25 protein-coding genes are annotated in these 26871 nt (G+C 59.6%); 11 read left to right on the top strand and 14 right to left on the bottom strand.

Features of this window, described 5'->3' with window-relative positions; translation table 11 throughout:
• Window positions 1–2 precede the first annotated feature (2 nt).
• The 10 genes from HUS57_RS03960 to HUS57_RS03915 all read right to left on the bottom strand — a co-directional run bounded on the left by HUS57_RS03960 (window position 3) and on the right by HUS57_RS03915 (window position 10284).
• The gene (locus HUS57_RS03960; protein WP_173931617.1) at window positions 3–554 is read right to left on the bottom strand and encodes an SIS domain-containing protein; all 552 of its coding nucleotides are present in this window, start codon (window positions 552–554) and stop codon (window positions 3–5) included.
• 24 nt (window positions 555–578) lie between these two features.
• Window positions 579–1046 (bottom strand): RpiB/LacA/LacB family sugar-phosphate isomerase, encoded by a 468-nt coding sequence (locus tag HUS57_RS03955; RefSeq protein ID WP_173931616.1) that lies wholly within the window; start codon window positions 1044–1046, stop codon window positions 579–581.
• Window positions 1043–1825, bottom strand: coding sequence for a triose-phosphate isomerase (locus HUS57_RS03950; protein WP_281409286.1), 783 nt, complete (start codon window positions 1823–1825; stop codon window positions 1043–1045). The genes HUS57_RS03955 and HUS57_RS03950 overlap by 4 nt, the downstream gene beginning before the upstream one ends.
• 293 nt (window positions 1826–2118) lie before the next feature.
• Window positions 2119–2391, bottom strand: coding sequence for a DNA-binding protein HupB (hupB, locus tag HUS57_RS03945; protein ID WP_173931614.1), 273 nt, complete (start codon window positions 2389–2391; stop codon window positions 2119–2121).
• A 189-nt stretch (window positions 2392–2580) separates the two neighbouring features.
• Window positions 2581–4998, bottom strand: coding sequence for an endopeptidase La (gene lon / locus HUS57_RS03940; protein ID WP_173931613.1), 2418 nt, complete (start codon window positions 4996–4998; stop codon window positions 2581–2583).
• Between the two features lie 249 nt (window positions 4999–5247).
• Complete coding sequence (clpX, locus tag HUS57_RS03935; protein WP_173931612.1) at window positions 5248–6522, bottom strand: ATP-dependent Clp protease ATP-binding subunit ClpX; 1275 nt, start codon at window positions 6520–6522, stop codon at window positions 5248–5250.
• Between the two features lie 359 nt (window positions 6523–6881).
• A complete protein-coding gene (locus HUS57_RS03930) occupies window positions 6882–7514 on the bottom strand; it encodes an ATP-dependent Clp protease proteolytic subunit (RefSeq protein WP_173931611.1) in 633 nt (210 codons plus the stop codon).
• 123 nt (window positions 7515–7637) lie between these two features.
• Window positions 7638–9119: an Asp-tRNA(Asn)/Glu-tRNA(Gln) amidotransferase subunit GatA gene (gatA, locus tag HUS57_RS03925; RefSeq protein WP_173931610.1), complete on the bottom strand. Its 1482-nt coding sequence runs from the start codon at window positions 9117–9119 to the stop codon at window positions 7638–7640.
• Between the two features lie 94 nt (window positions 9120–9213).
• On the bottom strand, window positions 9214–9501 hold the full coding sequence (gene gatC, locus HUS57_RS03920; RefSeq protein ID WP_173931609.1) for an Asp-tRNA(Asn)/Glu-tRNA(Gln) amidotransferase subunit GatC: 288 nt from the start codon (window positions 9499–9501) through the stop codon (window positions 9214–9216).
• Between the two features lie 81 nt (window positions 9502–9582).
• On the bottom strand, window positions 9583–10284 hold the full coding sequence (locus tag HUS57_RS03915; RefSeq protein WP_173931608.1) for a metal-dependent hydrolase: 702 nt from the start codon (window positions 10282–10284) through the stop codon (window positions 9583–9585).
• Window positions 10285–10356: 72 nt separating this feature from the next.
• Here HUS57_RS03915 and ruvX point away from each other — a divergent pair, with 72 nt between their 5' ends.
• Window positions 10357–10839, top strand: coding sequence for a Holliday junction resolvase RuvX (gene ruvX, locus HUS57_RS03910; protein WP_173931607.1), 483 nt, complete (start codon window positions 10357–10359; stop codon window positions 10837–10839).
• Window positions 10840–10853: 14 nt separating this feature from the next.
• Here ruvX and HUS57_RS03905 read toward each other — a convergent pair whose 3' ends face one another.
• On the bottom strand, window positions 10854–12482 hold the full coding sequence (locus HUS57_RS03905) for an acyl-CoA dehydrogenase family protein (protein WP_173931606.1): 1629 nt from the start codon (window positions 12480–12482) through the stop codon (window positions 10854–10856).
• Window positions 12483–12647: 165 nt separating this feature from the next.
• On the opposite strand from HUS57_RS03905, the gene HUS57_RS03900 reads away from it, so the two are divergent.
• The 4 genes from HUS57_RS03900 to dprA are packed head-to-tail and all read left to right on the top strand — an operon-like array spanning window position 12648 to window position 16641.
• On the top strand, window positions 12648–13607 hold the full coding sequence (locus HUS57_RS03900) for an aspartate carbamoyltransferase catalytic subunit (protein WP_173931605.1): 960 nt from the start codon (window positions 12648–12650) through the stop codon (window positions 13605–13607).
• Window positions 13604–14890, top strand: coding sequence for a dihydroorotase (locus HUS57_RS03895; protein ID WP_173931604.1), 1287 nt, complete (start codon window positions 13604–13606; stop codon window positions 14888–14890). Before HUS57_RS03900 ends, HUS57_RS03895 begins: the two co-directional genes overlap by 4 nt.
• A gap of 27 nt (window positions 14891–14917) precedes the next feature.
• Window positions 14918–15511, top strand: a complete 594-nt coding sequence (gene plsY, locus HUS57_RS03890) for a glycerol-3-phosphate 1-O-acyltransferase PlsY (RefSeq protein WP_173931603.1) — start codon at window positions 14918–14920, stop codon at window positions 15509–15511.
• A gap of 2 nt (window positions 15512–15513) precedes the next feature.
• A complete protein-coding gene (gene dprA / locus HUS57_RS03885; RefSeq protein ID WP_173931602.1) occupies window positions 15514–16641 on the top strand; it encodes a DNA-processing protein DprA in 1128 nt (375 codons plus the stop codon).
• Here the strand turns inward: dprA and HUS57_RS03880 are convergent.
• Window positions 16609–16821: a hypothetical protein gene (locus HUS57_RS03880; protein ID WP_173931601.1), complete on the bottom strand. Its 213-nt coding sequence runs from the start codon at window positions 16819–16821 to the stop codon at window positions 16609–16611. The two genes, dprA and HUS57_RS03880, sit on opposite strands and share 33 nt — an antisense overlap.
• A gap of 130 nt (window positions 16822–16951) precedes the next feature.
• On the opposite strand from HUS57_RS03880, the gene HUS57_RS03875 reads away from it, so the two are divergent.
• The 6 genes from HUS57_RS03875 to rpmG all read left to right on the top strand — a co-directional run bounded on the left by HUS57_RS03875 (window position 16952) and on the right by rpmG (window position 24509).
• Window positions 16952–17900, top strand: a protein-coding gene (locus tag HUS57_RS03875) for an IS630 family transposase (RefSeq protein WP_173931600.1) whose coding sequence is annotated in 2 segments (ribosomal slippage) — window positions 16952–17287 and window positions 17289–17900 — 948 coding nt in all. Because the reading frame shifts where the segments join, the coding sequence is not laid out codon by codon here.
• Between the two features lie 297 nt (window positions 17901–18197).
• On the top strand, window positions 18198–20738 hold the full coding sequence (topA, locus tag HUS57_RS03870; protein WP_173931599.1) for a type I DNA topoisomerase: 2541 nt from the start codon (window positions 18198–18200) through the stop codon (window positions 20736–20738).
• On the top strand, window positions 20677–23028 hold the full coding sequence (gene rnr, locus HUS57_RS03865; protein WP_173931598.1) for a ribonuclease R: 2352 nt from the start codon (window positions 20677–20679) through the stop codon (window positions 23026–23028). The genes topA and rnr overlap by 62 nt, the downstream gene beginning before the upstream one ends.
• Before the next feature lie 2 nt (window positions 23029–23030).
• The gene (locus HUS57_RS03860) at window positions 23031–23462 is read left to right on the top strand and encodes a DUF983 domain-containing protein (protein ID WP_173931597.1); all 432 of its coding nucleotides are present in this window, start codon (window positions 23031–23033) and stop codon (window positions 23460–23462) included.
• A gap of 2 nt (window positions 23463–23464) precedes the next feature.
• Window positions 23465–24220, top strand: coding sequence for an NUDIX hydrolase (locus HUS57_RS03855; protein WP_173931596.1), 756 nt, complete (start codon window positions 23465–23467; stop codon window positions 24218–24220).
• Between the two features lie 121 nt (window positions 24221–24341).
• A complete protein-coding gene (gene rpmG, locus HUS57_RS03850) occupies window positions 24342–24509 on the top strand; it encodes a 50S ribosomal protein L33 (protein WP_173931595.1) in 168 nt (55 codons plus the stop codon).
• A 557-nt stretch (window positions 24510–25066) separates the two neighbouring features.
• Here rpmG and HUS57_RS03845 read toward each other — a convergent pair.
• Both HUS57_RS03845 and HUS57_RS03840 read right to left on the bottom strand, forming a co-directional pair.
• The gene (locus HUS57_RS03845; protein WP_173931594.1) at window positions 25067–26431 is read right to left on the bottom strand and encodes a PleD family two-component system response regulator; all 1365 of its coding nucleotides are present in this window, start codon (window positions 26429–26431) and stop codon (window positions 25067–25069) included.
• Between the two features lie 40 nt (window positions 26432–26471).
• Window positions 26472–26843: a response regulator gene (locus HUS57_RS03840; protein WP_173931593.1), complete on the bottom strand. Its 372-nt coding sequence runs from the start codon at window positions 26841–26843 to the stop codon at window positions 26472–26474.
• Window positions 26844–26871 lie beyond the last annotated feature (28 nt).

Here is a 26871-nt window from a genome sequence, read left to right as displayed (position 1 = left end):
GCCTATTCCAAATTGGTGTGATTCGCGCGCATGGCTTCAGGCAATATTCCGAGGAGGTCGCGGAGTTTCAGAATCATGATCTCGAAAAGAACATACTGAGTACCTTCATACAAGGAGCCCATGGGGAGTACCGAGGTTTCGGTCCCCTGATCGTCCGCCATGGTCTGGGCTGGCACCGGCAGCATATGGGTTGCCGCCCTCGGGCAGCGGCCATTCGGCTGTGCGGTCACGCAGAGCGTCTCGGCGCCAGCCTGGCTCGCCGTGTTCATCAATGCTTCGACGGTCGAAAACCATCCAGGCCCAGCGGAAACGATCAACAGGTCCCCTTCTCCCAGGGGAGGAGTCGTCATATCACCGACCACCGAGGCATTCAGTCCAAGGTGATAAAGCCGCATTGCGAATCCCTTGATCTGCAAACCCTCGCGCCCCACGCCATAAAGTGCGATCCGGCGAGCCTTCGCAATTACCTTTACGGCGTTGTCGACCTGTGCCTCATCGAGCTTATCGAAGACTGACTGCAAATCGGCAAGCGCCCTTGCATAAAGCGTCGGCATGGCCGCTCCTCCTTCCCTCGATCTTCAGTTCCTCAGTTCACGGTATTTCGCGTCGAGCTCCTCGATTGCGGCGACGTTGGCCGCTGAACGCCCTTCGACGTCGAAATGGGAGCGAAGCCAGGCATCGACGATTGATTTGGCCAGCTCCGGCCCGATCACCCGCGCACCCATGGTGATGATCTGGGCATTGTTACTGAGTTGTGCCCGTTCGGCCGAATAGGTGTCGTGCGTCTGCGCGGCACGAATGCCGGGAACCTTGTTTGCTGAGATAGCAACACCAATGCCTGTCCCGCAGATGAGCACGCCACGATCGTAACGGTCATCGAGAATGGCACGGCAGACGCGCTCGGCAATTCCGGCATAAAATTCGTCTGCACCGTCATCCCGCTTGCTGAGATCGGCAACTTCCACACCCTCCGCAGACGAGAGATGTTCTAGTACGACCTTGACCAACGGCTGTCCCGCGCCGTCACCGGCGATAGCGATTCTCATGGCATTCTTCCTTTCGAATGATGGGCGGCAACGATCCGCACGATGTCAATGAAGCCTTCTGCCGACCAGGCATAGCGGCCGACGAAGAGACCATCGACTTCCTGCAACGCCATGAGCGTGCCGGCGTTGCTGCGATCAACCGAGCCGCCATAGATGATGCGTATGGCCGCGGCCGCAGCCGAGCCATGGCGTTCTTCGATGGTTGCGCGGAGCCCCCGGTGCCTTTCCAAGACATAGGCCGGGTCGGCTGCAGCCTTCTGCCCGATGGCCCATCGCGGTTCATAAGCAAGGATGATCCGCGGAAGATCTTCCGGGCTAACCTTGGTTAAAGCCATTGAAAGCTGGCTTCCCAGCACTTCCTCTGCCCGTCCTTCTTCCTTGTCCTCCACTCCTTCACCAAGGCAAAGAATGGGTTTGAGGTCGTTCTCAAGCGCTGCTGCGACCTTGAGCCCCACGGCCTCGTAACTTTCACCAAAATACTGAAACCGCTCGGCATGACCGAGTGCGACATGGCTGCAACCCACGTCCCGCAGCATGCGAGCGGATATTTCCCCGGTAAAGGCCCCATGCTCGGCCCAATGCATATTCTGGCCACCGATTGCGATACCCGTCCCGCTGAATGCCTCGTGTGCGGTGACAAGCCCGGTGAATGGCGGCAGAACGAAAAGCTCAAGCTGTGTTGTATCGACGTCCGCCAAACCTTTCCGTACCGCAGCGGCGTAATCGGCGATGTCGCTTCGCAGATGGTTCATTTTCCATCCGGATCCAACAATGGGCATGCGGGGCGAAGCTGTCATTTTCTTTCCGGAGTATTATACGCCCTCAAGAATACATATGGAATATGGAATTTACAATTATATTATGCGCTCCGCTTCGGAATGCCAGATAGCCGGGCGAAATCCGCTGGGTCCGCGGGACGCCTGGACCGTTTCACTCACGAGCAGTGTACCTTCCCTCTGGCCGTCTCCAACGAGTTAGCGCTGCCATTGTCCCGGAACCGCAGCCATAAAAACAGAAAAGCCGGGCGAAACCCGGCTTTTCTTGTAGATCGTTGGTGAGACTGTTGGCGCGGTCAGTTGATCGCGTCCTTGAGCCCTTTTCCGGCCGAGAATTTCGGCACATTGCGCGCCGGAATCTGGACTTCCGCACCCGTCTGCGGGTTGCGGCCGGTTGTGGCCTCGCGCCTTGACACGCTGAAATTGCCGAAGCCTACAAGGCGCACGTCACCGCCGCTCTTAAGCTCGTTCGTGATGACAGAGAAGACCGCATCTACGGCCGATTGAGCATCCCCCTTCGAAAGCCCGGCTTTCTCGGCAACGGCGGAGACTAGTTCGTTCTTGTTCATAAACAACAAACCCCTTCCTGATGGTAGCCGGATGATAGACTCAGCCGGCAGGAACGGCAGTCTATGTAGAACTTATCTGCTCACCAAGCGGGAAATGCCCGGGAATGCTGAAAAAATGGCGGTTTTGCGCGGTTTTCAAAAGGAAAAGCCGGCCATAAATGGCCGGCTTTGTCTTTGAGCATGCCGAACTCAGTGCGCTATCGTCTGCTGCCCTGCGTCGTCTGCTGCATCAATGGCCGGTGCCGGCGCGTCGACGGGCTCTACCCATTCGATTGGCTCAGGCATGCGAACCAGCGCCTGCTCCAGCACCTCACCCACACGGCTCACAGGAACGATCTCCAGTCCGTTCTTCACGTTCTCCGGGATGTCCGCCAGATCCTTGGCGTTCTCCTCGGGGATCAGCACCTTCTTGATGCCTCCGCGAAGCGCAGCCAGCAGCTTCTCCTTTAAGCCGCCGATAGGCAGGACCCGTCCGCGCAGCGTAACCTCGCCGGTCATGGCAACATCCTTGCGCACCGGAATGCCCGTCAGCACGGAAACGATGGCTGTTGCCATAGCGACGCCGGCTGACGGCCCATCCTTCGGCGTAGCGCCTTCCGGCACATGCACGTGGATGTCCCGCTTGTCGAAGATCGGCGGCTCGATGCCGAAATCGACTGCCCGGGAGCGGACATAGGACGCCGCCGCCGAGATCGATTCCTTCATCACGTCGCGCAGGTTGCCGGTCACTGTCATCCGGCCCTTGCCAGGCATCATAACGCCTTCGATAGTGAGCAGTTCGCCGCCCACTTCCGTCCAGGCAAGCCCGGTGACAACGCCCACCTGGTCCTCGCCCTCAGCCTGTCCGAAGCGATAGCGCGGAACGCCCAGATAATCGGCAAGGTTCTCTGCCGTCACCTCGACCGACTCTTTCCCGGTCCGCAGGATCTCGGTCACTGCCTTGCGCGCCAGCTTCATGAGCTCGCGTTCCAGGTTGCGCACTCCGGCTTCCCGCGTATAGGTGCGGATGATGGCTTGCAGCGCCTCATCGGAAACCGAGAATTCGCTCTCCTTCAGCGCGTGCTCACGCACGGACTTGGGCAGAAGATGCCGCTTGGCTATCTCGATCTTTTCGTCCTCGGTGTAGCCGGCGATGCGGATGATCTCCATCCGGTCCATCAGGGCCGGCGGAATGTTGAGGGTGTTCGCCGTCGTCACAAACATCACGCTGGACAGGTCGTACTCGACCTCCAGGTAGTGGTCCATAAAGGTCGCGTTCTGCTCCGGATCGAGCACCTCCAACAAGGCGGACGAAGGATCACCGCGGAAGTCCATCCCCATCTTGTCGATCTCATCGAGCAGGAAGAGGGGGTTGGACTTCTTGGCCTTGCGCATCGACTGGATGACCTTGCCGGGCATGGAGCCGATGTAAGTACGCCGATGCCCACGGATTTCCGCCTCGTCGCGCACGCCGCCTAACGCCATGCGCACGAACTCGCGGCCCGTTGCCTTGGCGATTGACTTGCCCAGCGAGGTCTTGCCCACACCGGGAGGGCCGACAAGGCACAGGATCGGTCCCTTCAGCTTCTTCTGTCGGCTCTGAACCGCCAGATACTCAATAATGCGCTCCTTGACCTTCTCCAGCCCATAATGGTCTGCATCCAAGACCGTTTCGGCAAAGTCCAGATCGTGGCGCACCTTGGAATTGTTCTTCCATGGAATGGAGAGCAGCCAGTCCAGATAGTTCCGCACGACAGTGGCTTCCGCCGACATGGGCGACATGGACTGGAGCTTCTTCAGCTCAGCTTCCGCCTTCTCGCGCGCCTCCTTGGAGAGCTTCGTCTTCTTGACGCGCTCTTCCAGTTCGGTGATCTCGTTGCGGCCGTCCTCGCCTTCGCCCAGCTCCTTCTGGATGGCCTTCATCTGCTCATTCAGGTAGTACTCGCGCTGGGTCTTCTCCATCTGCCGCTTGACGCGGGAGCGGATGCGCTTTTCCACCTGGAGGACGGAGATCTCCGCCTCCATGAAGCCCATGGCCTTTTCCAGGCGCTCGCGCACAGACAGCGTGGCCAGCATCTCCTGCTTTTCGGGAATCTTGATAGCCAGGTGTGAGGCGACCGTATCGGCCAGCTTGGAATAATCTTCTATCTGGCTCACCGCGCCGACGACTTCGGGCGAAATCTTCTTGTTGAGCTTTACATAGTTCTCGAAGTCGGCGACCACCGAGCGGGCAAGTGCCTCGATCTCGATCTGGTCCTCCTCCGGGTCCTCAAGAACCACGGCACCAGCCTCGTGAAAGTCCTCGCGCTCAGTAAAGTTGGAAATCCGCGCACGCGCAGCGCCCTCGACCAACACTTTCACCGTGCCGTCGGGCAGCTTCAGGAGCTGGAGCACATTGGCCAGCGTACCAACGTCATAGATTGCGCTTGGCTCGGGGTCGTCGTCCGCAGCGTTCATCTGTGTCGCAAGCAGAACCTGCTTCTCTGCCTGCATTACCTCTTCCAACGCCTTGATTGACTTGTCCCGTCCGACGAACAGCGGGACAATCATGTGCGGGAACACGACGATGTCGCGCAGAGGCAGTACCGGGTACAACGCTTCGCCGGACGTCTTGTTCTCTTCTGTCATTTCTTCAGCCTTTCAAGCCGCAGCCGCTTTAAAGCCAGCCGCGGATTACACTGTTAGGGCCTCGCTTAGAAAGCTTGCCGACTGCAACGCAACCCTGGAAACGAAACCCGCCACGCTTGATACCTAAGTGGAGGTGAAGGAGGCCAATATCAAGAGCGCAAGGAAGCACGTTACGACATCTCGCAACGGTGGAAACTTGTGGTCTCCACCCGTCAATGCCGAGGCCCACGGTTTGCACGACAGGCTGCATCACGCGCTGACACTGCCCTTTTCCTTCTCGCGCTCCGCGTAGATATAGAGCGGCCTTGCGTTACCCTCGACCACCTCTTCCGAGATCACGACTTCCTGAACGCCTTCCAGTGCCGGCAGTTCGAACATGGTATCGAGCAGGATGGCTTCCATGATGGAACGCAGACCACGGGCGCCCGTCTTGCGCTCGATTGCCTTGCGTGCGATTGCCGTCAGCGCATTCTCATGGAACGTCAGCTCTACATTCTCCATCTCGAACAGACGCTGGTACTGCTTGACCAGTGCGTTCTTCGGCGCTGTCAGGATCTGAACAAGAGCGTCTTCGTCCAGGTCCTCCAATGTCGCCAAGACGGGAAGACGGCCCACAAATTCGGGTATCAGGCCGAATTTCAGCAGATCCTCCGGCTCCACCTGGCGCAGAAGCTCGCCCGCGCGCCTGTCCTCGGGAGAGGAGACAGTCGCGCCGAAGCCGATGGAGGTCTTGCGCCCGCGGTCGGAAATAATCTTCTCAAGCCCCGCAAAGGCTCCGCCGCAAATGAAAAGCACGGAGGACGTGTCCACCTGCAGGAATTCCTGCTGGGGATGCTTCCTGCCACCCTGCGGCGGGACGGAGGCGACCGTACCTTCCATGATCTTCAGCAGTGCCTGCTGCACACCCTCGCCCGACACGTCCCGCGTGATCGACGGATTGTCCGACTTGCGCGAGATCTTGTCGATCTCGTCGATATAGACAATGCCGCGCTGGGCGCGCTCGACATTATAGTCGGCCGCCTGCAGCAGCTTCAGGATGATGTTCTCCACATCCTCGCCTACATAGCCAGCTTCAGTGAGGGTCGTGGCGTCGGCCATCGTGAACGGCACGTCGATGATGCGCGCAAGTGTCTGCGCCAGCAGCGTCTTGCCGCAGCCCGTGGGACCGATCAGGAGAATGTTCGATTTGGCCAATTCCACATCGGGGTTCTTGCTTGCGTGCGCCAGCCGCTTGTAGTGGTTGTGGACGGCCACGGACAGGACACGCTTGGCATAGGACTGGCCGATCACATAATCGTCCAGTACTTTCAGTATCTCCTGCGGCGTGGGAACGCCCTCGCGCGACTTCACCATCGAGGACTTGTTCTCCTCGCGGATGATGTCCATGCACAGCTCTACGCATTCATCGCAGATGAAAACCGTCGGGCCGGCGATCAGCTTGCGCACCTCGTGCTGGCTCTTGCCGCAAAAGGAGCAATACAGCGTGTTCTTCGAGTCTCCGCCGCTGTTGCTGATCTTGCTCATATTTCAGGTCCTTTCAGTACATTGGCGCCCCACACGGGCCGCCACGCCGGAAGTGCGAAGGCAGGAGATTGGTTCCCACCTCTTCGTCTTCAGTCCGAACGAAACACAAATCGGAAAGCGCGGCAACAATTCTCATCCCCAGCCCAACCCTATGTGTTGAAATTCAACATAGGCTTAACCTGGAGCGCTTGCCAGCGCATATAGCGCCACACGTCCTTCCGGACACCACAGGGCAGTGCAATCTTCCTGAAAGCTCGGAAGCTGATCCCGGTTTTCATCTCGGCTGCAAGAAGCAAAAAATCGTGACCCAATTGCGGCTGGCCGATGTTGCCAGCCATCGAGGACAAGCCCTGCTTCAGTCAGGTCGAAGCTACGGTTTCGATCGCCTCGCGCGAGGAGATCACCTTGTCGATGAGGCCAAACTCCTTCGCCTCCTCCGAAGTCATGAAGTGATCGCGATCGAGCGTCCGCTCGATAGTTTCGTAATCCTGCCCCGTATGACGCACATACACCTCGTTAAGCCGGCGCTTCAACTTGATGATGTCTTGCGCGTGGCGCTCGATATCGGATGCCTGACCGGAAAAGCCGCCGGAAGGCTGATGCACCATGATGCGCGCGTTCGGCGTGGCAAAGCGCATGTCCTTGGCGCCTGCGCACAAAAGGAGCGAACCCATGGAGGCCGCCTGGCCGATGCACAAGGTGGAGACCGGCGGCTGGATGAATTGCATCGTGTCGTATATTGCCATTCCGCTCGTCACCACGCCTCCCGGCGAATTGATGTAGAGGGCGATCTCCTTCTTTGGATTTTCCGCCTCCAGGAACAGGAGCTGTGCACAAACGAGGGAGGCCATGCCGTCCTCGATCGGCCCCGTGATGAAGATGATCCTCTCCTTCAGCAGTCGCGAGAAGATGTCGTAGGCGCGCTCGCCCCTATTCGTCTGCTCGACGACCATCGGCACAAGATTCAGCGCGGTCTCGACTGGATTGGCCATAAGAATACCTTTTCTCCGGATGACGGCGCCCAAAGAGAGCACAATGGCGCCGATTCTCTTTTTATCGCCGATATAGGACCACCCCTCCGCCTCGTGCAAGAGCGCGAGCGCGACAGCGGCTGTCTACCACCAGCGTTTGGGTTCGAAACGGCCTGCCGCCTGTTCGATGACGTGTGCCGTGCGGAACAGCATTTCCTCGTCGAAGGGGCGGCCAATGATTTGCAGCCCGAGCGGCAGCCCCCGCCCGTCGAGACCGCCCGGCACGGCGATTGCCGGAAGGCCGGCCATGTTCACCGTAACGGTGAAGATGTCGTTCAGATACATCTTGACAGGGTCGGTCCCGATGTCCTGGTCGCCGATCCCGAAAGCGGCAGAGGGCGTGGCCGGCGTCAGGATGGCGTCTATCCCAGCTTCGAACGCTTCCTCGAAGTCGCGTTTAATCAGCGTACGTACCTTTTGTGCGCGCAGGTAATAGGCGTCGTAATAGCCTGCCGACAGAACATAGGTGCCGATCAGGACGCGCCGCTTCACCTCGTTGCCGAAACCTTCGGCGCGCGTCTTCTCATACATTTCGGTAATGTCACGCCCAGGAACGCGCAATCCATAACGCACGCCGTCATAGCGGGCGAGATTGGATGAAGCCTCAGCAGGCGCGACGATGTAATACGCGGGAAGCGCATATTTCGTATGCGGCAAGGAGATGTCCACAATCTCCGCCCCCGCATCGCGCATCCATTCGATGCCTTTCCGCCACAACGTTTCGACGTCTTCGGGCATTCCGTCGATGCGATATTCCTTGGGTACCCCTATCCTGAGGCCCTTTACGGATTGGCCGATCGCAGTCTCGTAATCGGGCACGGGAAGGTCCACCGACGTTGTGTCCTTCGGGTCGACCGATGCCATGGACTTCAGCAGGATCGCCGCATCGCGCACATCGCGCGCGATCGGTCCGGCCTGGTCGAGGGAGGATGCAAAGGCGATAGTGCCCCAGCGCGAGCAACGCCCATAAGTGGGCTTCATCCCCACTGTCGCAGTGAAGGCGGCAGGCTGCCGGATCGAGCCGCCGGTATCTGTCGCCGTTGCGCCCGCGCAGAGCCAGGCTGCTACCGCAGCCGCCGAGCCGCCGGACGAACCGCCCGCCACCAGATCCTTGTTGTCACCCTCCGCGCGCCATGGATTGACCACTGGGCCATAGTAGGAAGTTTCGTTGGAGGAGCCCATGGCGAACTCGTCCATATTGAGCTTGCCCAGCATGACGGCGCCATCCGCCCAGAGATTGGCCGTAACCGTGGATTCATAGGTCGGCTTGAAGCCGTCGAGTATGTGGCTCGCGGCCTGCGTGTGAACGCCTTCGGTAGCGAACAGGTCCTTGACGCCAATCGGCACGCCTTCAAGCGGCCGCGCTTCGCCTTTGGCAAGGCGCTCATCCGAAGCCTCCGCCATTTCGCGCGCCTTGTCCGCAGTAACGGCGATATAGGCATTGAACCTTTCATTGGACGACCGGATGGCCGAAAGATATGCCTCCGTCAGTTCCACCGCAGTAAATTCCTTCGCCGCCAGCCTGGCGCGAATTTCGGAGATGGTGAGCTTGGTAAGGTCGGTCATGAAAATGTCCGTTCAGGCAGCCGCCGGTTAAGCATCAAAGGTCATTCGCGGAATGGAGGATCACTTGGCGCACGGAACGTCAGTGGCAGGCATCCTATTCCACCACTTTGGGTACGAGGAAGAAGTTCTCGCCGGTCTGAGGGGCGTTGGCCATGATGTCTTCAGCCTTGCCGCCATCCGTGACGGCGTCCTGACGCATCTTCAGCGCGATGGGAATGACCGATGTCATGGGCTCGACGCCGGTTACGTCAACTTCGTAGAGCTGCTCGACGAAGCCGAGAATTGTGTTGAGTTCACCGGTCGTCCGGCCCGCCTCCGCGTCGTCGATGGCGATCCTCGCCAGTCTCGCCACGCGTTTAACCGTTTCGGTATCAACGGACATGCAATCTCCTTGCAAAGGAAAATCTTTGGCCGAGCGCTATAGTCGCCCCCGGCAACTGGTGCAACAGCATTGGCGGAATGCCTACACCTCCACCGACTCGCCTCGCTTCGGGGTAATCACCTTCGTATCGGTGCCCTCCATTCCAGCAATGAACTTGTCCGCGTTCTGGTCAAGGGCCGGGAACGTTCCGTAATGGCATGGGATCACTGTCTCGAAGCGGAAGAAACGGCGGCAAGCAAGAGCCGCCACGGCACCGCCCATTGTATAGCGGTCACCGACCGGCACAATGCCTACCTGAGGCTGGTGCAACTCCTGTATCAGCGCCATGTCGCCGAAGATATCCGTGTCGCCCATGTGGTAAAGCGTCTTGTCCCCAGGGAAATGCAGTACGAATCCGACCGGATTGCCCAGATAAATGTTGCTGCCGTCTTCCTTGAAGAAGGAGGACGAATGATGCGCGAGCACGAAAGTAGCAGTGAAGCCGCCGCAGTCGACCGTCCCGCCGAAATTTCCTGGGTTGACGTTTTCCACACCCTGATTCGAAAAATAGGTGCCAATTTCGGCGTTAGCGACAAGCATCGCGCCTGTCTTCTTCAAGATAGCGAGCGCATCGCCGATATGATCACCGTGCCCATGGGTAAGCAAAACATGGGTGACGCCCTCCGCGGGCCCCTCCCAGCCGCCGTCCCATGTTGGATTTCCCGAGAGGAAAGGGTCTATGAGGATCTTTGCCTCACCGGTCTCGATTTTGAATGCGGAATGACCGTACCACGTCACTTTCATGTACAAATCCTCAATTGTCGATCCGCCGAAGGATAGAACGGCGCGGCAGAGTGTCAAAGACGGAGAACCGCCTTGGGTGTTCTTTCTATAGAGGAGCTTGCAAAAACGCTACCGGAAGGCCGCCCGCTCGCCGGGCTCGACCTCGGCACAAAGACCATCGGCGTTGCCATCGCCGATCTCGGCCTCTCCTTCGCCACCCCCCGGGCCGTAATCGCCAGGAAGAAATTTTCGCAGGATGCCGAGGCGCTGCTAAAGCTGCTTGCCCGCGAGAATATAGGCGGAGTGATTGTCGGCCTGCCCATCAATATGGATGGCACGGAAGGCCCGCGCGCCCAATCCACCCGAGCCTTCGTCCGCAACCTGCTTCCACGAACCGACCTGCCCTTCGCCTTCTGGGACGAGCGCCTTTCGACGGCGGCAGCCGAAAGGGCGCTGATCGAGATGGACGTATCGCGCGCCAAACGTGCGGCCAGGATCGATTCGGCCGCCGCCGCCTTCATCCTCCAAGGTGCGCTCGACCGGCTCCAGGCGCTGCGGGCGTCAGCGCGCAACTAGCGCCCCAAATTCACTTACATTGCGTCGGGGTAAAGCATGTCGACGATTGCGGAAGCATCGTGTCGGGCGTCGAGCATCCCGTAAGTGCCGCGCCATTGACCCGCAAGCCGTGTCTCGATGAAAGCGTCCGCAACCTGCCCTACCCCCAAGCGGCGCAATTCCGCTGCCGCGGCTGCGAGCGCCATCTGCTCCACCAGAATACGCGCCGAGCCCTCGTCGCTTTCGCACACCCGCATCGCCGCCTGTAGCACGGCAACCGTACCCGGGCCTGCCTCTCCCAGATCCTCGCCAACACCAGCGAGCACTTCATCGAAGAGGCCGCGATTTCGCGACAGCACGCGCAATACGTCGAGCGCCATCACGTTTCCGGAGCCTTCCCAGATGGCATTGACGGGTGCCTCCCTGTAGAAGCGGGCGAGCGGCGCCTCCTCCACATAGCCGTTGCCGCCCAAACACTCCATCGCTTCATAGGTGACCGCCGGCGCTATCTTGCAAACCCAATATTTGGTAACCGGCGTCATGACGCGAGCATAGGCCGCCGCCGCACGGTCACCCGCCGATTCATCGAAGGCTCGGGCAAGTCGGAACGCGAGCACCGTCGCCGCCGCCACATCGAGTGCCAGATCGGCCAGAACGCGGGTCATCAGCGGCTGGTGGACAAGAGACTTGCCGAAGATCATCCGATGACGCGCATGGTGCACGGCTTCGGCAAGCGATGCGCGCATCAACCCCGCAGAGGCGATGGCGCAATCGAGGCGCGTAAGCGTCACCATGTCCATGATGGTGCGTATGCCTGCGCCAGCTTCTCCAACGAGATAGCCCAGCGCACCTTCGAACTCCACTTCGGCCGAGGCGTTGGAGCGGTTGCCGAGCTTGTCCTTCAGGCGCTGGAAATGGAAACCGTTGCTGCTGCCATCATCGCGAAGCCTGGGCAGGAGGAAGCAGGAAAGTCCTTCCTTTGCCTGCGCCAGCACGAGAAACGCATCGCTCATTGGCGCAGACATGAACCATTTGTGCCCCGTGACGCGGAAAAGCCCGTCGCCGGCCGGTTCCGACATTGTGGTATTGGCTCGCACATCCGTGCCGCCCTGCTTCTCCGTCATGCCCATCCCGAGCGTGATGCCTGCCTTCCAGCCGATGGCGCGATTGGTATGGTCGTATTTCCGTTCCGTTACCTTCGGCATCCAGGCCCGAAAAAGCTCCGGGCTCGCCATCAATGCTGCAAGAGCGGCATTGGTCATGGTGAGCGGGCACAGATGGCCGCATTCCAATTGTGCGGTGAGATAGAAACGCGCTGCCCGCACTTGGTGCCGCTGGCCCTTTTCCTCGCTCCCGTCCTCCCATATCGAGGAGTGCAGCCCAGTGCTTACTGACCTGCGCATCAGCGCGTGGTAGGCGGGATGGTATTCCACAATACCAAGACGGTGACCGTAGCGGTCGTGGGTTTTCAAGACCGGCAGATGCGAATTGGCAAGCCGCGCCAGATCGAGCGCTTCCTGTGCGCGGACGAAACGGCCAAGCACCTCCAGTTCCCCGCGCACTGGATCGGCGAACTGCGCACCCAACTGTAAAAGCAGCGGGTCGGAACGCCAAGCGTTTGTCCCGCTGATCGGGGGCGGCTGATTCAACACCTCGTGATTCATGCAACAGTCCCCTAAACGCTGAGAGCTTTGAGCCGGTTTCTCGCATGAACTGCGATAGTTCAAGGTAGACTTTTTTTGCCCATGATGAAAATGGCTGGAAGAAGGGGGTACACAGACTCCTGCGCTTGCGGCCGGCGAACAGGGCGCTTATAGCAACTACCTGATATGAGCGACACTTCCAGCTTTCCCCTTTTCCAGCACCGCCACCTGCTTGGCATCAAGAATCTTTCACCCGCCGATATCAATCTGCTCCTCGACCGCGCGGATACAGCAGTGGCCATTTCCAGGCGACCGCAGAAGAAGCTTTCGACGCTGCGCGGGCGGACGCAGATCAATCTCTTCTACGAGGCTTCCACGCGCACCCAGTCTTCCTTCGAGCTTGCCGGCAAGCGGCTTGGAGCAGACGTCATGAACATGTCCGTGGCAAGCTCCTCCACGAAGAAGGGGGAGACGCTGCTCGACACCGCCATGACGCTTAACGCCATGCGGCCGGACATTCTCGTCATACGCCATTGGGCAGCAGGCGCTGCGGCGCTTCTGGCGCAGAAAGTCGCCTGCTCTGTGATCAACGCAGGCGACGGCGCGCACGAGCATCCGACGCAAGCACTGCTCGACGCGCTGACCATCCGCCGGGCGAAGTCACGGCTTGAAGGCCTTGTGGTGGCGATCTGCGGCGACGTTCTGCATTCACGCGTGGCACGGTCCAATATCTACCTGCTCAACGCCATGGGCGCCCGAGTTCGGGCTGTGGCCCCCTCTACACTGCTTCCGGCCGGTATAGGCCAGATGGGAGTAGAGCCGTTCACACGGATGAGCGAGGGTCTGGCGGGCGCTGACGTTGTGATGATGCTCAGGCTTCAGCGCGAGCGCATGTCCGGCAGCTTTGTTCCATCGGTTCGCGAATATTTCCGCTTCTACGGTCTCGACGCGGAAAAGCTGAAAGTCGCGAAGGATGACGTTCTCGTCATGCATCCGGGGCCTATGAATCGGGGTGTCGAAATTGCGTCGGAAGTAGCTGATGGCCCGCGCAGCGTCATTCAGGAACAGGTCGAAATGGGGGTGGCAGTGCGTATGGCCGTGATGGAGGCGCTGCTCGATCCGCGACGAGACGGGAGCCCAGCATGAGCATCACCGTCTTTGACAATGCCCGCATCGTCGATCCTTCTCAGGGTCTGGACACACTGGGCGCCCTGATTGTCGAGGGCGCAACGATCCGAGCCTCCGGACCGGCTGTGCGCAACCAGGGCTTCCCCGAAGGGGCAAAGGTGGTCGACTGCGCAGGTAAGGCTGTTCTCCCCGGCCTTGTCGATGCCCGTGTCTTTATAGGCGAGCCGGGCGCGGAGCATCGTGAGACCATCGCCTCCGCAAGCTGCGCGGCCGCCGCCGGCGGCGTCACCTCGATTATCATGATGCCTGACACGATACCGGTGATCGATGATGTCGCGCTGGTAGAATTCGTTCTGCGGACGGCCCGCGAGACGGCTCTCGTCAACGTTTTTCCTGCTGCTGCCCTGACGAAGGGGCTTGCCGGCCGCGAACTTAGCGAGTTCGGCCTGTTGCGGGACGCCGGTGCCGTCGGGCTTACGGAAGGCCGCAAGACCATCGCCAGCCCGGTGATCATGCGCCGGGCCCTGACCTATGCGCGCGATATGGGACTGGTGGTCGCCCACGCGACGCAGGAACCCGAATTCACCGCAACTGGCGTCATGAATGAGGGCCTTCTTGCAAGCTGGCTTGGCCTGCCTGGCCTTCCGCGCGAGGCCGAGGCAATCCCACTTTCGCGCGACCTGATGCTGGCGGCGCTCACCAAGGGCCGTTACCACGCGGCCGAGATCTCGACCTCTATGTCAGCCGCCGCCGTGCGGCGCTCTAAGGATGAGGGCGCCGCGGTCACCGCTGGCGTAAGTATCAACAATCTCTGCCTGAACGAGAACGATGTTGGCGAATATCGTACGTTCTTCCGCCTTCTGCCGCCGCTGAGGGCCGAGGAGGACCGGCTGGCGATGGTCGAGGCCCTGAAGGATGGCACTGTCGACATCATCGTCTCCTCACACGATCCGCAGGACGTCGATACGAAACGACTGCCCTTTGCCGAAGCGGCGGCGGGCGCTATCGGGCTGGAGACGCTGCTTGCCGCAGCACTGCGGCTGCATCACTCAGGCGACGTTCCGCTGCTGCGCCTGGTAGATGCGCTGTCCACTGCCCCGGCACAGCTTTTCGGGCTTCCTGGGGGAACGCTAAGAACCGGAGCTCCTGCAGACCTCATCCTCGTCGATCTTGACGCACCCTGGATCGTGCGGGAGGCCGACATACAGTCACTCTCCAAGAACACGTCCTTTGAAGGTGCGCGAATGCAGGGTAGGGTATTGCAAACCATGGTTGCAGGCCGCACAGTATTTTCTGCCTGAACCAGTCGAGGAGCGCCGAGACAGAACATGACGGCCCTACCCTATGCCGCCGCTGCCCTCCTTATGGGCTATCTTCTCGGCTCGATCCCCTTCGGCCTGCTTGTTACACGGCTTGCAGGGGCTGGCGACGTCCGGCAGATCGGCTCAGGCAATATTGGCGCAACAAATGTTCTGCGTACGGGCCGTAAGGGCCTTGCTGCCTTGACCCTTCTGCTCGATGCGTTGAAAGGCACTGCGGTGGTGGTGGTCGCGGGTGCCTGGGGAAGCGAATTTGCCCTGGCCGCGGGGCTGGGTGCCTTTCTCGGCCATCTCTTTCCGATCTGGCTTGGCTTCAGGGGCGGCAAAGGAGTAGCGACTTATCTCGGGGTGCTCCTTGGCCTTTCCCTTCCCGGCGCACTTGTCTTCGCTGTTACCTGGCTGGCGACGGCCTTGGCCACCCGCTATTCTTCATTATCGGCGCTGGTGGCTACAATTATTGCGCCCGTCGCGCTCTTCCTCTTCGCGGATATCCGCGTCGCCGTGCTCTTCAGCTTTCTCAGCCTGCTTGTCTTCATCAAGCACAGGGCAAATATCGCCCGGCTTCTGGAGGGCAGCGAAGCGCGTATTGGGGCCAAGGGTTGAGCATGGAGCCGGAAGCCGGGGTGGGGCGGCACCTCGATGACCGCCAGCGGCTCGCCTGGTTGCGCCTCATCCGCACCGAAAATGTCGGGCCGAGCAGTTTTCGCGCCCTCATCAACCGGTTTGGCTCGGCCGAAGCCGCGCTTGCGGAACTGCCCGAACTTGCCCGCAAGGGCGGTGCACGCTACATCAAGATCTCCTCACAAGAGGACGCCGAGATGGAAATGGAAGCGGTTTCCCGGATGGGCGCCTGCTTCATTGCATTAGGCGAACGCGAATATCCCCCGCTTCTGGCCGCGGCCAACTATCCTCCGCCGCTGATCGCTGCCAAGGGCAATCTGGAGTTGCTGCGCCAGCCGATGGTGGCGATGGTCGGCGCTCGCAACGCTTCGTTGGCAGGTATCAAGATGGCGGAGCGGCTGGCACGGGAAATCGGCGGCCAGAACTATGTGATTGCTTCCGGTCTTGCTCGCGGGATTGATGCGGCGGCGCATCATGGCAGCCTCGAAACGGGAACCGTCGGCGTTCTTGCGGGCGGCCTGGGCAAGCCCTATCCGCCCGAAAATAGACCTCTTTTCCAGCAGATTTCCGACACTGGTGTGGTGCTTTCAGAAATGCCCTTCGGCTGGGCCCCGCGCGCCCGGGATTTTCCGCGGCGCAACCGCATTGTCGCGGGCCTTTCCTACGGGCTTCTCGTAGTGGAGGCAGCCGACCGGTCCGGCTCCCTGATAAGCGCCAGGCTTGCCAATGAGATGGGAAGGCTGGTCTTTGCCATACCCGGCTCGCCACTCGATCCCCGCGCGGCCGGAACGAACAAGCTTCTCAAGCAGGGCGCCATTCTCGTCACGAATGCCGATGATGTGCTTGAAGCATTGTCGCCCATCGTCGGCAAGCCATTCACCACCGATGGAATCGAGGAAGACACCGCGGAGCTTTCAGACGCGCCAGCGCCGGATGACGATGAGCGCGCCCGTGTTTTGGAGGCACTCGGTCCCACGCCAGTACTTGTCGACGAGATCATCCGGCATACAGGGATGCATCCCGCCCGGGCTCATCTCATCGTGCTCGAACTCGACCTGGCAGGCCGTATCGAGCGCCATTCAGGTGGCGCGGTTTCTCTTTTGACAAGCTAGTTCTATCAGATCAGCCCGATGATCGGGGTTGAGGATATCGCTCGCCTCCACGCAAGCCAACTCGATGAAATATGCGAGCATGTCGCATTGTTCAGCTTTGGCCATCGCACGAAGTTGACCAAGCATGGCAAGGATATAGTCGATGGCTTCTTCGTGTTTGTTCCGTTGCCTCTGACCCATACCGCCGCATTCTCCCCATTCCCGTGATCCACGGAGTTAGAGCGGTTCATTCTTTGTCTGAATCGGTTGGGGTTCCCATCGGGTCCTTTTTGTGATTCAAGATGTTGGCTGGAGAGGAGGCCAGCATCTTATGACAGCACCTCTTTCCAATGATCTTCGCAAGCGCGTGATTGGAGCGATCGAGGCCGGGGAGAGTTGCCGGTCGACGGCCGCCCGGTTCGGTGTCTCGGTTTCTTCGGTGGTGAAGTGGCATCAACGTTATCGTGCGACGGGCTCGGTCGCGCCGGGCAAGATGGGCGGCCACCGAAAGCGGGTGCTCGAGCCGCACCGGGCGTTCATCGTCGAGCGCATCAATCAGGTGCCGCATTTGTCGCTGCACCGGCTCAAGGATGAACTGGCTGCGCGCGGGGTGAAGGTGTCGCACAATGCCGTGTGGCAGTTTCTGCAGCGCGAGGGGCTTCGGTTCAAAAAAAACACTGTTCGCCCTTGAGCAGGCGCGGGCCGACATAGCGCGCAGGCGTCAGCGCTGGCGTTCCTTTCAGGCGAGCCTTGACCCGCACCGGCTGGTTTTTATCGACGAAACCTGGATCAAGACCAACATGGCGCCCCTGCGCGGCTGGGGACCACGCGGCAAGCGCCTGCGCGGCTTTGCCCCGCACGGTCACTGGCGCACGCTGACCTTCGTGGGCGCGCTGCGCTGCGATGGGCTGACAGCACCTTGCGTCTTTGACGGACCAATCAACGGACAGTGCTTCCGGGCCTATGTTGAGCAGCAGCTCGTGCCGGTCCTCAAACCCGGCGACATCGTCGTTATGGACAATTTGGGTTCCCACAAGTCGGCCACCGTCCGAGCTTCAATCCGGGCGGCCGGCGCCAGGCTCTGGTTCCTGCCGCCCTATTCACCAGACCTCAACCCGATCGAACAGGCCTTTGCCAAGATCAAGCACTGGATGCGCCATGCCCAGAAACGAACCGTCGAGGACACATGGCGTCACATCGGGCACCTCGTCTCAACCATCGAACCCGGCGAATGCGCAAACTACCTCGCAAACGCCGGATACGCTTCCGTCAAAACATGAAAGACTCTAGCGCAATCTTTCTGCATCCGTATGATCACACCCCTGCCCTTACTGTAGTGATATGCCCCTACTGCCTATAGCGGACGGCAACATAATTGAATATAATATTCAAATAAATACTCGGGCAGGTCAGTGCCGCAGCCCCTCTCAGCTTGCGGTTGTATTTTCCTTTTGCTTCAGACGCGTTTACCCTTGACCGCAGGGAAAAGCACAGCCATGTGACTGGCTGCCGGACCCGCTTCCGGGCATCTCACCGCGGCGAAAAGATCGCGGCCTCAAATAAGGTATTGCCAGCATATGGATGTCGTCATCGTCGAATCGCCAGCCAAGGCGAAAACAATCAACAAGTATCTGGGTAAGGATTATAAGGTTCTTGCCTCCTTCGGCCATGTGCGTGACCTGCCGGCCAAGGATGGTTCCGTGCGCCCGGACGAGGACTTTGCGATGTCCTGGAGCGTCGACAGCCCGTCCGCAAAGCGGCTCAACGACATTGTAAAGGCGGTGAAGGATGCGGATGGTGTTATTCTTGCCACCGACCCGGACCGCGAAGGTGAGGCAATCTCCTGGCATGTTCTGGAGGTGTTGCGTCAGAAGCGCGCACTGAAAGACAAGAAGGTAAGCCGTGTTGCCTTCAATGCCATCACCAGGAATGCTGTCCTGGAAGCCATGAAGGCTCCCCGGGAGATTGATGCGTCGCTGGTCGATGCCTATCTGGCGCGGCGCGCGCTCGACTATCTCGTTGGCTTTACGCTCTCGCCCGTGCTTTGGCGCAAGCTGCCAGGTGCGAGATCGGCAGGTCGTGTGCAGTCTGTAGCGCTTCGTCTGGTATGCGACCGCGAGGGGGAGATCGAGCGCTTCATCCGTGAGGAGTACTGGCAGATCGTAGCCCTCCTGGACACACCTCGCGGTGATACCTTCGAAGCGCGGCTGACTGAGCTGGAAGGCAGAAAGCTCCAGAAGCTTGATATCAAGAACCAGGAAGAGGCCAGCCGCATCAAGACGCTGCTGGAGGGCGCGTCGTATCGCGTCCTTTCAGTGGAGGCTAAACCAACGCGGCGCAATCCGGCGCCGCCCTTCACCACCTCCACGCTCCAGCAAGCTGCTTCCTCCCGGCTTGGCTTTTCTGCCGCACGCACGATGCAGATCTCTCAACGTCTGTATGAAGGGGTAGACATCGGCGGGGAGACTGCGGGTCTCATTACCTATATGCGTACGGACGGCGTCCAGATGGCACCAGAGGCGGTGGAGCAGGCGCGCTCGGCGGTCGTCCATACCTTTGGTGAGCGCTACCTGCCCGCAAAGCCGCGGCATTATTCGACCAAGGCGCGAAACGCACAGGAAGCGCACGAAGCTATCCGACCGACAGACTTTACCCGCACGCCCGATCAGATGCGCAAATATCTGGATGCGGACCAGGCGCGCCTTTACGAGATGATCTGGAAGCGCAGCATCGCCAGCCAGATGGAGGCGGCGCAGATCGAGCGCACGACGGTCGAGATCGACGCGGCGGACGGGAAAGCGCGTCTCAGGGCAGTCGGTTCCGTTGTTCGCTTCGATGGCTTCCTTGCCGCCTATGCGGAAGTGAAGGACGAAGACAGCCAGGACGAGGAAGATCGAAGCCTGCCTGTAATGAGTCCTAGCGAAACGCTTACCCGCAAGAGCATCAATGCCACCCAGCACACCACCGAGCCGCCTCCCCGTTATTCGGAAGCGACGCTGATCAAGAAGCTTGAGGAACTGGGAATCGGCCGTCCTTCGACCTACACGGCAATCCTGAAAACGCTGGTCGACCGCGATTACGTGACGATCGACAAGCGCCGGCTGGTGCCACAGCCTAAGGGCCGGGTGGTTACCGCATTTTTGGAAAACTTCTTCCAACGTTACGTAGAGTACGATTTTACTGCCGATCTGGAAGAGAAGCTGGACGAGATTTCCGACGGCAAGCTCGCCTGGAAACAGGTACTGCGGGATTTCTGGTCGGATTTCTCACGCGCCGTGGAAGACATCAAGGAGCTCCGGGTCACGGATGTTCTGGAGGCGTTGAACGAGGAGCTTGCTCCCCTGCTCTTCCCGCCGCGCGAGGACGGCACGGACCCGCGCATCTGTCCCAAATGCGGCTCCGGCCGGCTGTCGCTCAAGATGGGGCGTTACGGCGCCTTTGTTGGATGCTCCAACTATCCCGAATGTGGCTATACGCGGCAACTCGGCGAGAATGGCGAAACCGGCGAAGCTTACGCCGTCGATGGTACGAAAGTGCTGGGCAACGATCCTTTAAGCGGTGACGAGATCACGCTTCGTTCCGGCCGATTTGGCCCCTATGTCCAACGCGGCGAGGGGAAGGAGGCAAAGCGTGCCGGCCTTCCTAAGGGCTGGACACCAGAAAGTATCGACCTTGAACGTGCTCTGGCGCTTTTGTCCCTGCCTCGCGACGTGGGAAAACATCCCGAAACCGGCAAAATGATCTCCGCCGGGATCGGCCGCTATGGTCCCTTCCTACTGCACGATGGTGCTTACGCAAATATTGAATCAGTCGAAGATGTGTTCTCTATAGGTCTCAATCGTGCGGTCACGATCATCGCGGAGAAGCAGGCAAAAGGACCCCGGGGCCGCGCCAAGCCCGCCGCGCTGAAGGAGTTGGGGGAACATCCCGACGGCGGTGTCATTACCGTGCGTGACGGCCGCTATGGCCCTTATGTGAATGTCGGGAAGGTGAACGCCACCATCCCCAAGGAAAAGGACCCAATGTCTCTGACGCGCGAGGAAGCACTTGAACTGATTGCGGCGAAGGCAGGCAAGACAGGGAAGAAGCCAGCGCGCCGTGCCAAGACGGGGAGCTGACGACTTGGCGCGGGGCAAGGCAATCCCTGATCCGGCGAGCCGGAGCAAGGCCGCTGAACTGCCTTCCCGTGAAGATGTGCTGCGCTTCATCTCGGACAATCCGGACCGCTCGGGCAAACGCGAGATCGCCAAAGCATTTGGGCTGAAGGGCGGCGACCGCATCTGGCTAAAGGACATGCTTCGCGCGATGCAGGAGGAAGGTCTCCTGACGAAGAAGCGGCGGCGCCTCATGCCACCAGGCAAGCTGCCGCACGTGGTGGTGCTTGAAATCTTCTCGCGCGATGCCGGAGGCGGGCTGTTGGCGCGGCCGACCGATGTGGACGAGGCGGAAGGTCCTGTACCCTTGGTCTCCATCCGCCCGCAAAGGGCGGGACGTTCGCCCGCCGCCGGCATAGGTGACAGGGTGCTTGCTCGCGTCTTCCCGAGCGAAGAGGAAACCGGCCCGTCCTATTCCGCTCGGGTCATGAAGGTTTTCGAGAAGCGCCGCCGTGCGGTGCTCGGCGTCTTCCGCGAGATGCCTGATGGAACCTTCCGGATCGAACCGGTGGAGCGGCGCCAGCCGGAACTCATGGTGGAAGAGGCTCTTCGCAATGAGGCACGCCACGGCGACCTTGTGGAAGTCGAGGTGGTTTCGCAAGGCCGCTATGGCCTGCCACGTGCGAAAGTCCTGGAGGTGGTTGGATCAATCGACAGCGAAAAAGCGGTTTCGCTGATCGCCATTCATACACACGAAATCCCGCATATCTTCCCTGGAAGCGTGATCAAGGAAGCAGAAGCGGCCAGGCCCGCAACGATGAAGGGGCGCGAAGACTGGCGCAAGCTGCCGCTCATAACCATCGATCCTGCTGATGCAAAGGATTTCGATGACGCCGTCTATGCCGAAGCTGACAAGGACGAGAAGAATCGCGGCGGGGTGATCGTCACCGTCGCCATTGCCGATGTTAGCTGTTACGTACGGCCAGGCTCAGCGCTTGATCGCGAAGCATTGAAGCGCGGCAACTCGGTCTATTTCCCTGATCGCGTCGTACCGATGTTGCCAGAACGCATCTCCAACGACCTGTGCTCTTTGCGCGAGGGGGAAGATCGCCCCGCATTGGCCGTGCGCATGCGCTTTTCGGCTGCGGGCCGGAAGCTCGGGCACTCCTTCCACCGCGTGATGATGCGGTCGGCGGCACGGCTTTCCTATGAGCATGCGCAAGCGGCAATCGACGGCAGGCCGGACGAGACGACCGCACCATTGCTGGAGACGATCCTTCGTCCGTTGTGGGATGCTTACGGTGTGCTGAAAAATGGCCGCAGCGCGCGCGAGCCTCTTGAGCTCGAACTACCTGAACGTAAAATTCTGCTGAAGCCAGACGGCACCGTTGACCGCGTCATTGTGCCACCACGGCTTGATGCGCACAAATTGATAGAAGAATTCATGATTCAGGCCAACGTCGCTGCGGCAGAAACCCTTGAGGCTGCGAGCCAGCCCTTTGTTTATCGGGTTCATGACACACCCTCGCTGGCCAAGCAGGAATCGCTGAGGGAGTTCCTGGCCTCGCTTGATATACCGCTTGCACGTGGCGCTGCCCTGAAGCCTTCACAGTTCAACGCAATCTTGGCGAAAGTCGTCGGATCGGATCACGAGCAACTCGTCAGCGAAGTGGTTTTGCGCACTCAAAGCCAGGCTGTTTACACTACCGAGAATATCGGCCATTTCGGTCTCAATCTCCGCCGCTATGCGCATTTTACGTCGCCCATCCGCCGCTACGCGGATCTAATCGTGCATCGTGCTTTGATCACCGCACATGATTTCGGCGATGACGGATTGCGCGAAGAGGATGTGGAAAGGCTGGAAGAGATTTCCGCGCTCATCTCCGCAACGGAGCGGCGTGCGATGGCAGCCGAACGCGATACGGTGGATCGGCTCGTGGCGGAGCATCTATCCGGCCGCAAGGGAGAGGTGTTTTCCGCCCGGCTTTCCGGTGTCACCTCAGCGGGTCTCTTCGTCCTTCTTCCCGAATATGGCGCAGACGGTTTTGTGCCCATTTCTTCGCTGGGCGATGACTATTACGTCTATGACGAAGCACGGCATGCGGTGATCGGCCAGAAAAGCGGCCGAGGATACCAGCTTGGCGATACGGTAGAGGTGCGTCTCGTCGAAGTGGCGCCGCTTGCAGGCGCCATGCGTTTCGAGATGGTAAGCGAACCTGTCCGACTACCCGGATCAATGAAATCGCTACATAAGGCGAAAAGGACCCGGGCCAGGGGCGGGAAGGAAAAAGGCGCAAGCCGGCGCAGGAGATAACGATGGAAGAACAGGTTTTCGGCGGTGGGGCAAGCAAGCCGGGTCAGCGGCATGTTTTGGAAGCGATGAGGCGCGGCTTTCTCAGCCGTTGCCCCCAATGCGGCAGGGGACGTCTGTTCCGCGCCTTTCTCAAGATCAGCGACCGCTGCCCTGACTGCGGCGAAGAGTTGCATCACCATCGTGCGGACGATCTTCCGGCCTATCTTGTCATCGTCATCGTTGGCCATATCGTTGTGGGCGCCTTCCTTGGCGTCGACGCGGCGACGAACTGGTCGTACTGGTTCCATCTTGCGATATGGGCACCAGCGACGCTCCTGTTTTCCCTACTTCTCATAGGTCCGGTAAAGGGTGCCGTCGTCGGGCTGCAATGGGCGCTGAGAATGCACGGATTCGGCGGTGAAAGGGACATTCTTGAAACGCATCCCGAGCTGTGAAGATGCCCGGAAGAATCAAGGATGGCCTTACACGGGCCGAGGTAGACGCAGCCGAATCCCGTGATTTTGCCCTTGGTCCCGGCCCGCTTCGTCCACGCGATGCTGCTACTCTGATCCTGATTGATAAGAGGAAAGGCGAGCATTTCGTGCTGATGGGCCGGCGGCACCGACGGCACGCCTTCATGCCGGGACGCTTTGTTTTTCCGGGCGGGCGGACGGACCCTTCGGACAGCCGGGTTGCCGTTGCAACCAACCTGCATCCCGCCGAGGAAGCAAAACTGGTAGGCCACGGAGCATGCGTGACTGCTACCCGTGCAAGGGCAATCGCCCTTTCTGCGATTCGGGAAACCTATGAAGAGGCAGGGCTGCTGCTGGGCCGAAGGATGCCGTTTGCCAGCCGAAGCCCGCATTGGCAAGGGTTTGTCGAGCATCGCATAGGCCCAGCGCTTGACGGTTTGCGCTTCGTGGCAAGAGCCATCACGCCCCCTGGACGGGTACGCCGTTTCGATACCCGCTTTTTTGCGGCCTGGCGCAGCGAGGTGGCCGTTGAACTGGATCAGGGCGGGCCGACAGACGAACTGGAAGAGATTTCCTGGATTCCCATACGCGAGGCGATGGAGTTCGAGATTCCGGCGATCACCCGGACGGTGCTCGGTGAACTGGAAGAGCGGCTTTCCGCGGATGGTGCCCTCAGCCCGGGGCATCCCGTGCCGTTCTATTCGATGCGGCAAGGCCGTTTCCAAAGAGCTGTCCTATAGGCAGTAAAGGCCCTGCGGACTTGACTTTCCGCGCTTTGTCTTTATGTCTGCCGCAAGTTTCCGCGCACCCGTTTCAGCTAGGACGGGCCGCTTTCAGCCACCAGAACAACGGACGAGTATCATGGCTAAGGCAACGACCATCAAGATCAAGCTCCAGTCGACGGCCGATACCGGCTACTTCTATGTTACCAAGAAGAACAGCCGCACGATGACCGAGAAGATGACGCAGCGCAAATACGATCCAATTGCGCGCAAGCACGTCGAGTTCAAAGAAGCCAAGATCAAGTAAGCCTGTTACGCGGGTTTGACGTGACGGCGCCGAGGCGCCGTTTTCATTTGCAACGCTGAGACCCGCTTTGAAAAGCTCAGCAGTAGGATGCAATAGCATCATTTCAGCATTTCACAAAACGCTGAGGGCGATCTAAGTATTTGTCTTAGCTATCTTTATGGAAAGCCGACATCTGCTTTTCCTGGAATGCGCGCGCCTTTACCCGAGCATCCTGCGCTTTAACCGAGCATCCTGCGCCGGGCCCCTGACGATTTCATCAGCCAATAGCTCCAATGATTTCAGCACAGCCCTGATAAATGGGGCCGGTCGGCTATTCTGGCAGCGGTACGAGGAGGCCACTTCGCCAGCGCCAACCGGCCGACCCCACGGACCCAGGAGATGCGGCGGACCTGAGCATCATGGGGTTTCTGTTACGGGGTTTCACCTGCCTCGTGTGTTCCCCGTCCACCTTTGGTTGCGACAGTTGCGCAACTCACAACGAAAATCAACACTTACTTAACCATCACTGTCAAAAGTGTGCCTTAAGGTAAATGACTTTACGAAAACTTTCTGAAATGTCAGGCAGCCGACGCGGCGACCCGGTTCCGGCCGCACAATTTTGCCTGATAGACGGCGAAATCGGCTCGTTTCATCAGCGCTTCGACTGAATCGGCCTCCCATTTGGAGGACACTCCAAGGCTGGCAGTCACCGTGACGGAACGCCGGCCGTCCCCGATCGGAAACGGTGCCCCAGCAATTTCCGTGCGAATACGTTCGGCTACCTTTTTGGCAACTGCCAAATCGGTTTCGGGCATCACGATGACGAACTCCTCGCCGCCGTACCGGCAGACGAGATCGATACCACGCAGATTGCGGCGCAGGCGTGAGGCAAACTCCCGCAACACGGAGTCCCCCACATCATGCCCCCAGGTATCATTGATAGCCTTAAAGCGATCTATATCCGCGATCATAACGGACAATGGTCGTTTGCGGGCATCTGCCCGGTCGAAGAGGCTTTCAAGATGGCTGTCGAGATATCGGCGGTTATGAAGGCCCGTCAACGGGTCGGTGACCGCCATTTCAACGGTCCTGGCAACACTCGAACGCAGGCCGTCATTATAGCGCTTGCGGCGGATCTGCGTTCGCAAGCGTGCGATAAGTTCCTGACGCTCGACTGGCTTTAGGACGTAGTCGTTGACCGCCAGTTCCAGCCCTCGGATGATCCGTTCCTCATCTTTATCGCCGGCAAGTAGGATAATCGGCACGAGATGCGTGCTTTCCATCGCCCGCAGGCGGGAACATAATCTAAGTGGGTCCTGCCCGAGCGCCATTGAAACGATGATGGTATCATAACTGTGGCTAGAAGCGCGGACCAGCGTGCTCGCTGCATCATGCGTGACATCGAGATCGAAATGATCGCGCAGGATGTGTCGGATCTGCCGGGCATGAACCGGGTCCTCCTCCACGAGAAGCACGGTTGGGATGTCGTCCTCCCCTGCCCTCTTTTCAAGGAGTTGCTCTACGCCGATATTGCGCGTCGTTGCGGCTCTCAGGCGCAACTCGTCCGTCAGTGCTTTCAGCCGCGCCAGGCTCTTCACCCGGGTAAGGAGCTGCAGGTCATTCACGGGCTTGGTGAGAAAATCGTCGGCACCCGCCTCTAACCCCCTTACCCGGTCAGCGGGCCGACTGAGCGCCGTGATCATAATTATCGGAATGTGCGTTGTAGCAGGACTCGCCTTCAGCATGCGGCAGACCTGGAAGCCGTCCATGCCTGGCATCATCACATCGAGGAGAACGACATCGACCTTGCTCAGTTCGCAGATCTCGATTGCATCGGGACCATTTGATGCGGTTACCACATCGTAATACTCGGCCAGAAGCCGTGCTTCCAACAACTTCAGATTCGCCGAAACGTCATCGACGACGAGGATGCGCGCAGTCATGGCCCGCCGCCCCGTCCATGACACGCCGCCCCCCGGCTCATTACGCTTCTCCGAGATAGGACTTGATCGTTTCCAGAAAGCTGGGGACCGAAATAGGTTTCGAGATATAGGCCTCGCACCCCCCCTGGCGGATACGTTCCTCGTCGCCCTTCATGGCAAAGGCAGTGACGGCAATCACGGGAATGGTGTGCAGTTCCTCGTCCTCCTTGAGCCACTTGGTGACTTCCAGGCCGGAGACTTCCGGCAGCTGGATATCCATCAGGATCAGGTCCGGACGATGATCGCGCGCAAGATCCAGAGCCTGTAGGCCATTGCGCGTGCGTACCGTTTCGTAGCCGCTGGCCTCAATAAGGTCGCGGAAGAGCTTCATGTTCAGCTCGTTATCCTCGACGATCATCACCTTTTTCGGCATAGATACCCCGTACCGACTAAAGCGCCCC

The organism is Chelativorans sp. Marseille-P2723 (assembly GCF_902809845.1).
GTDB lineage: Bacteria > Pseudomonadota > Alphaproteobacteria > Rhizobiales > Rhizobiaceae > Chelativorans.
Note: the sequence above shows the minus strand (reverse complement) of the source record. Positions and strands in the feature narration are given on the sequence as shown.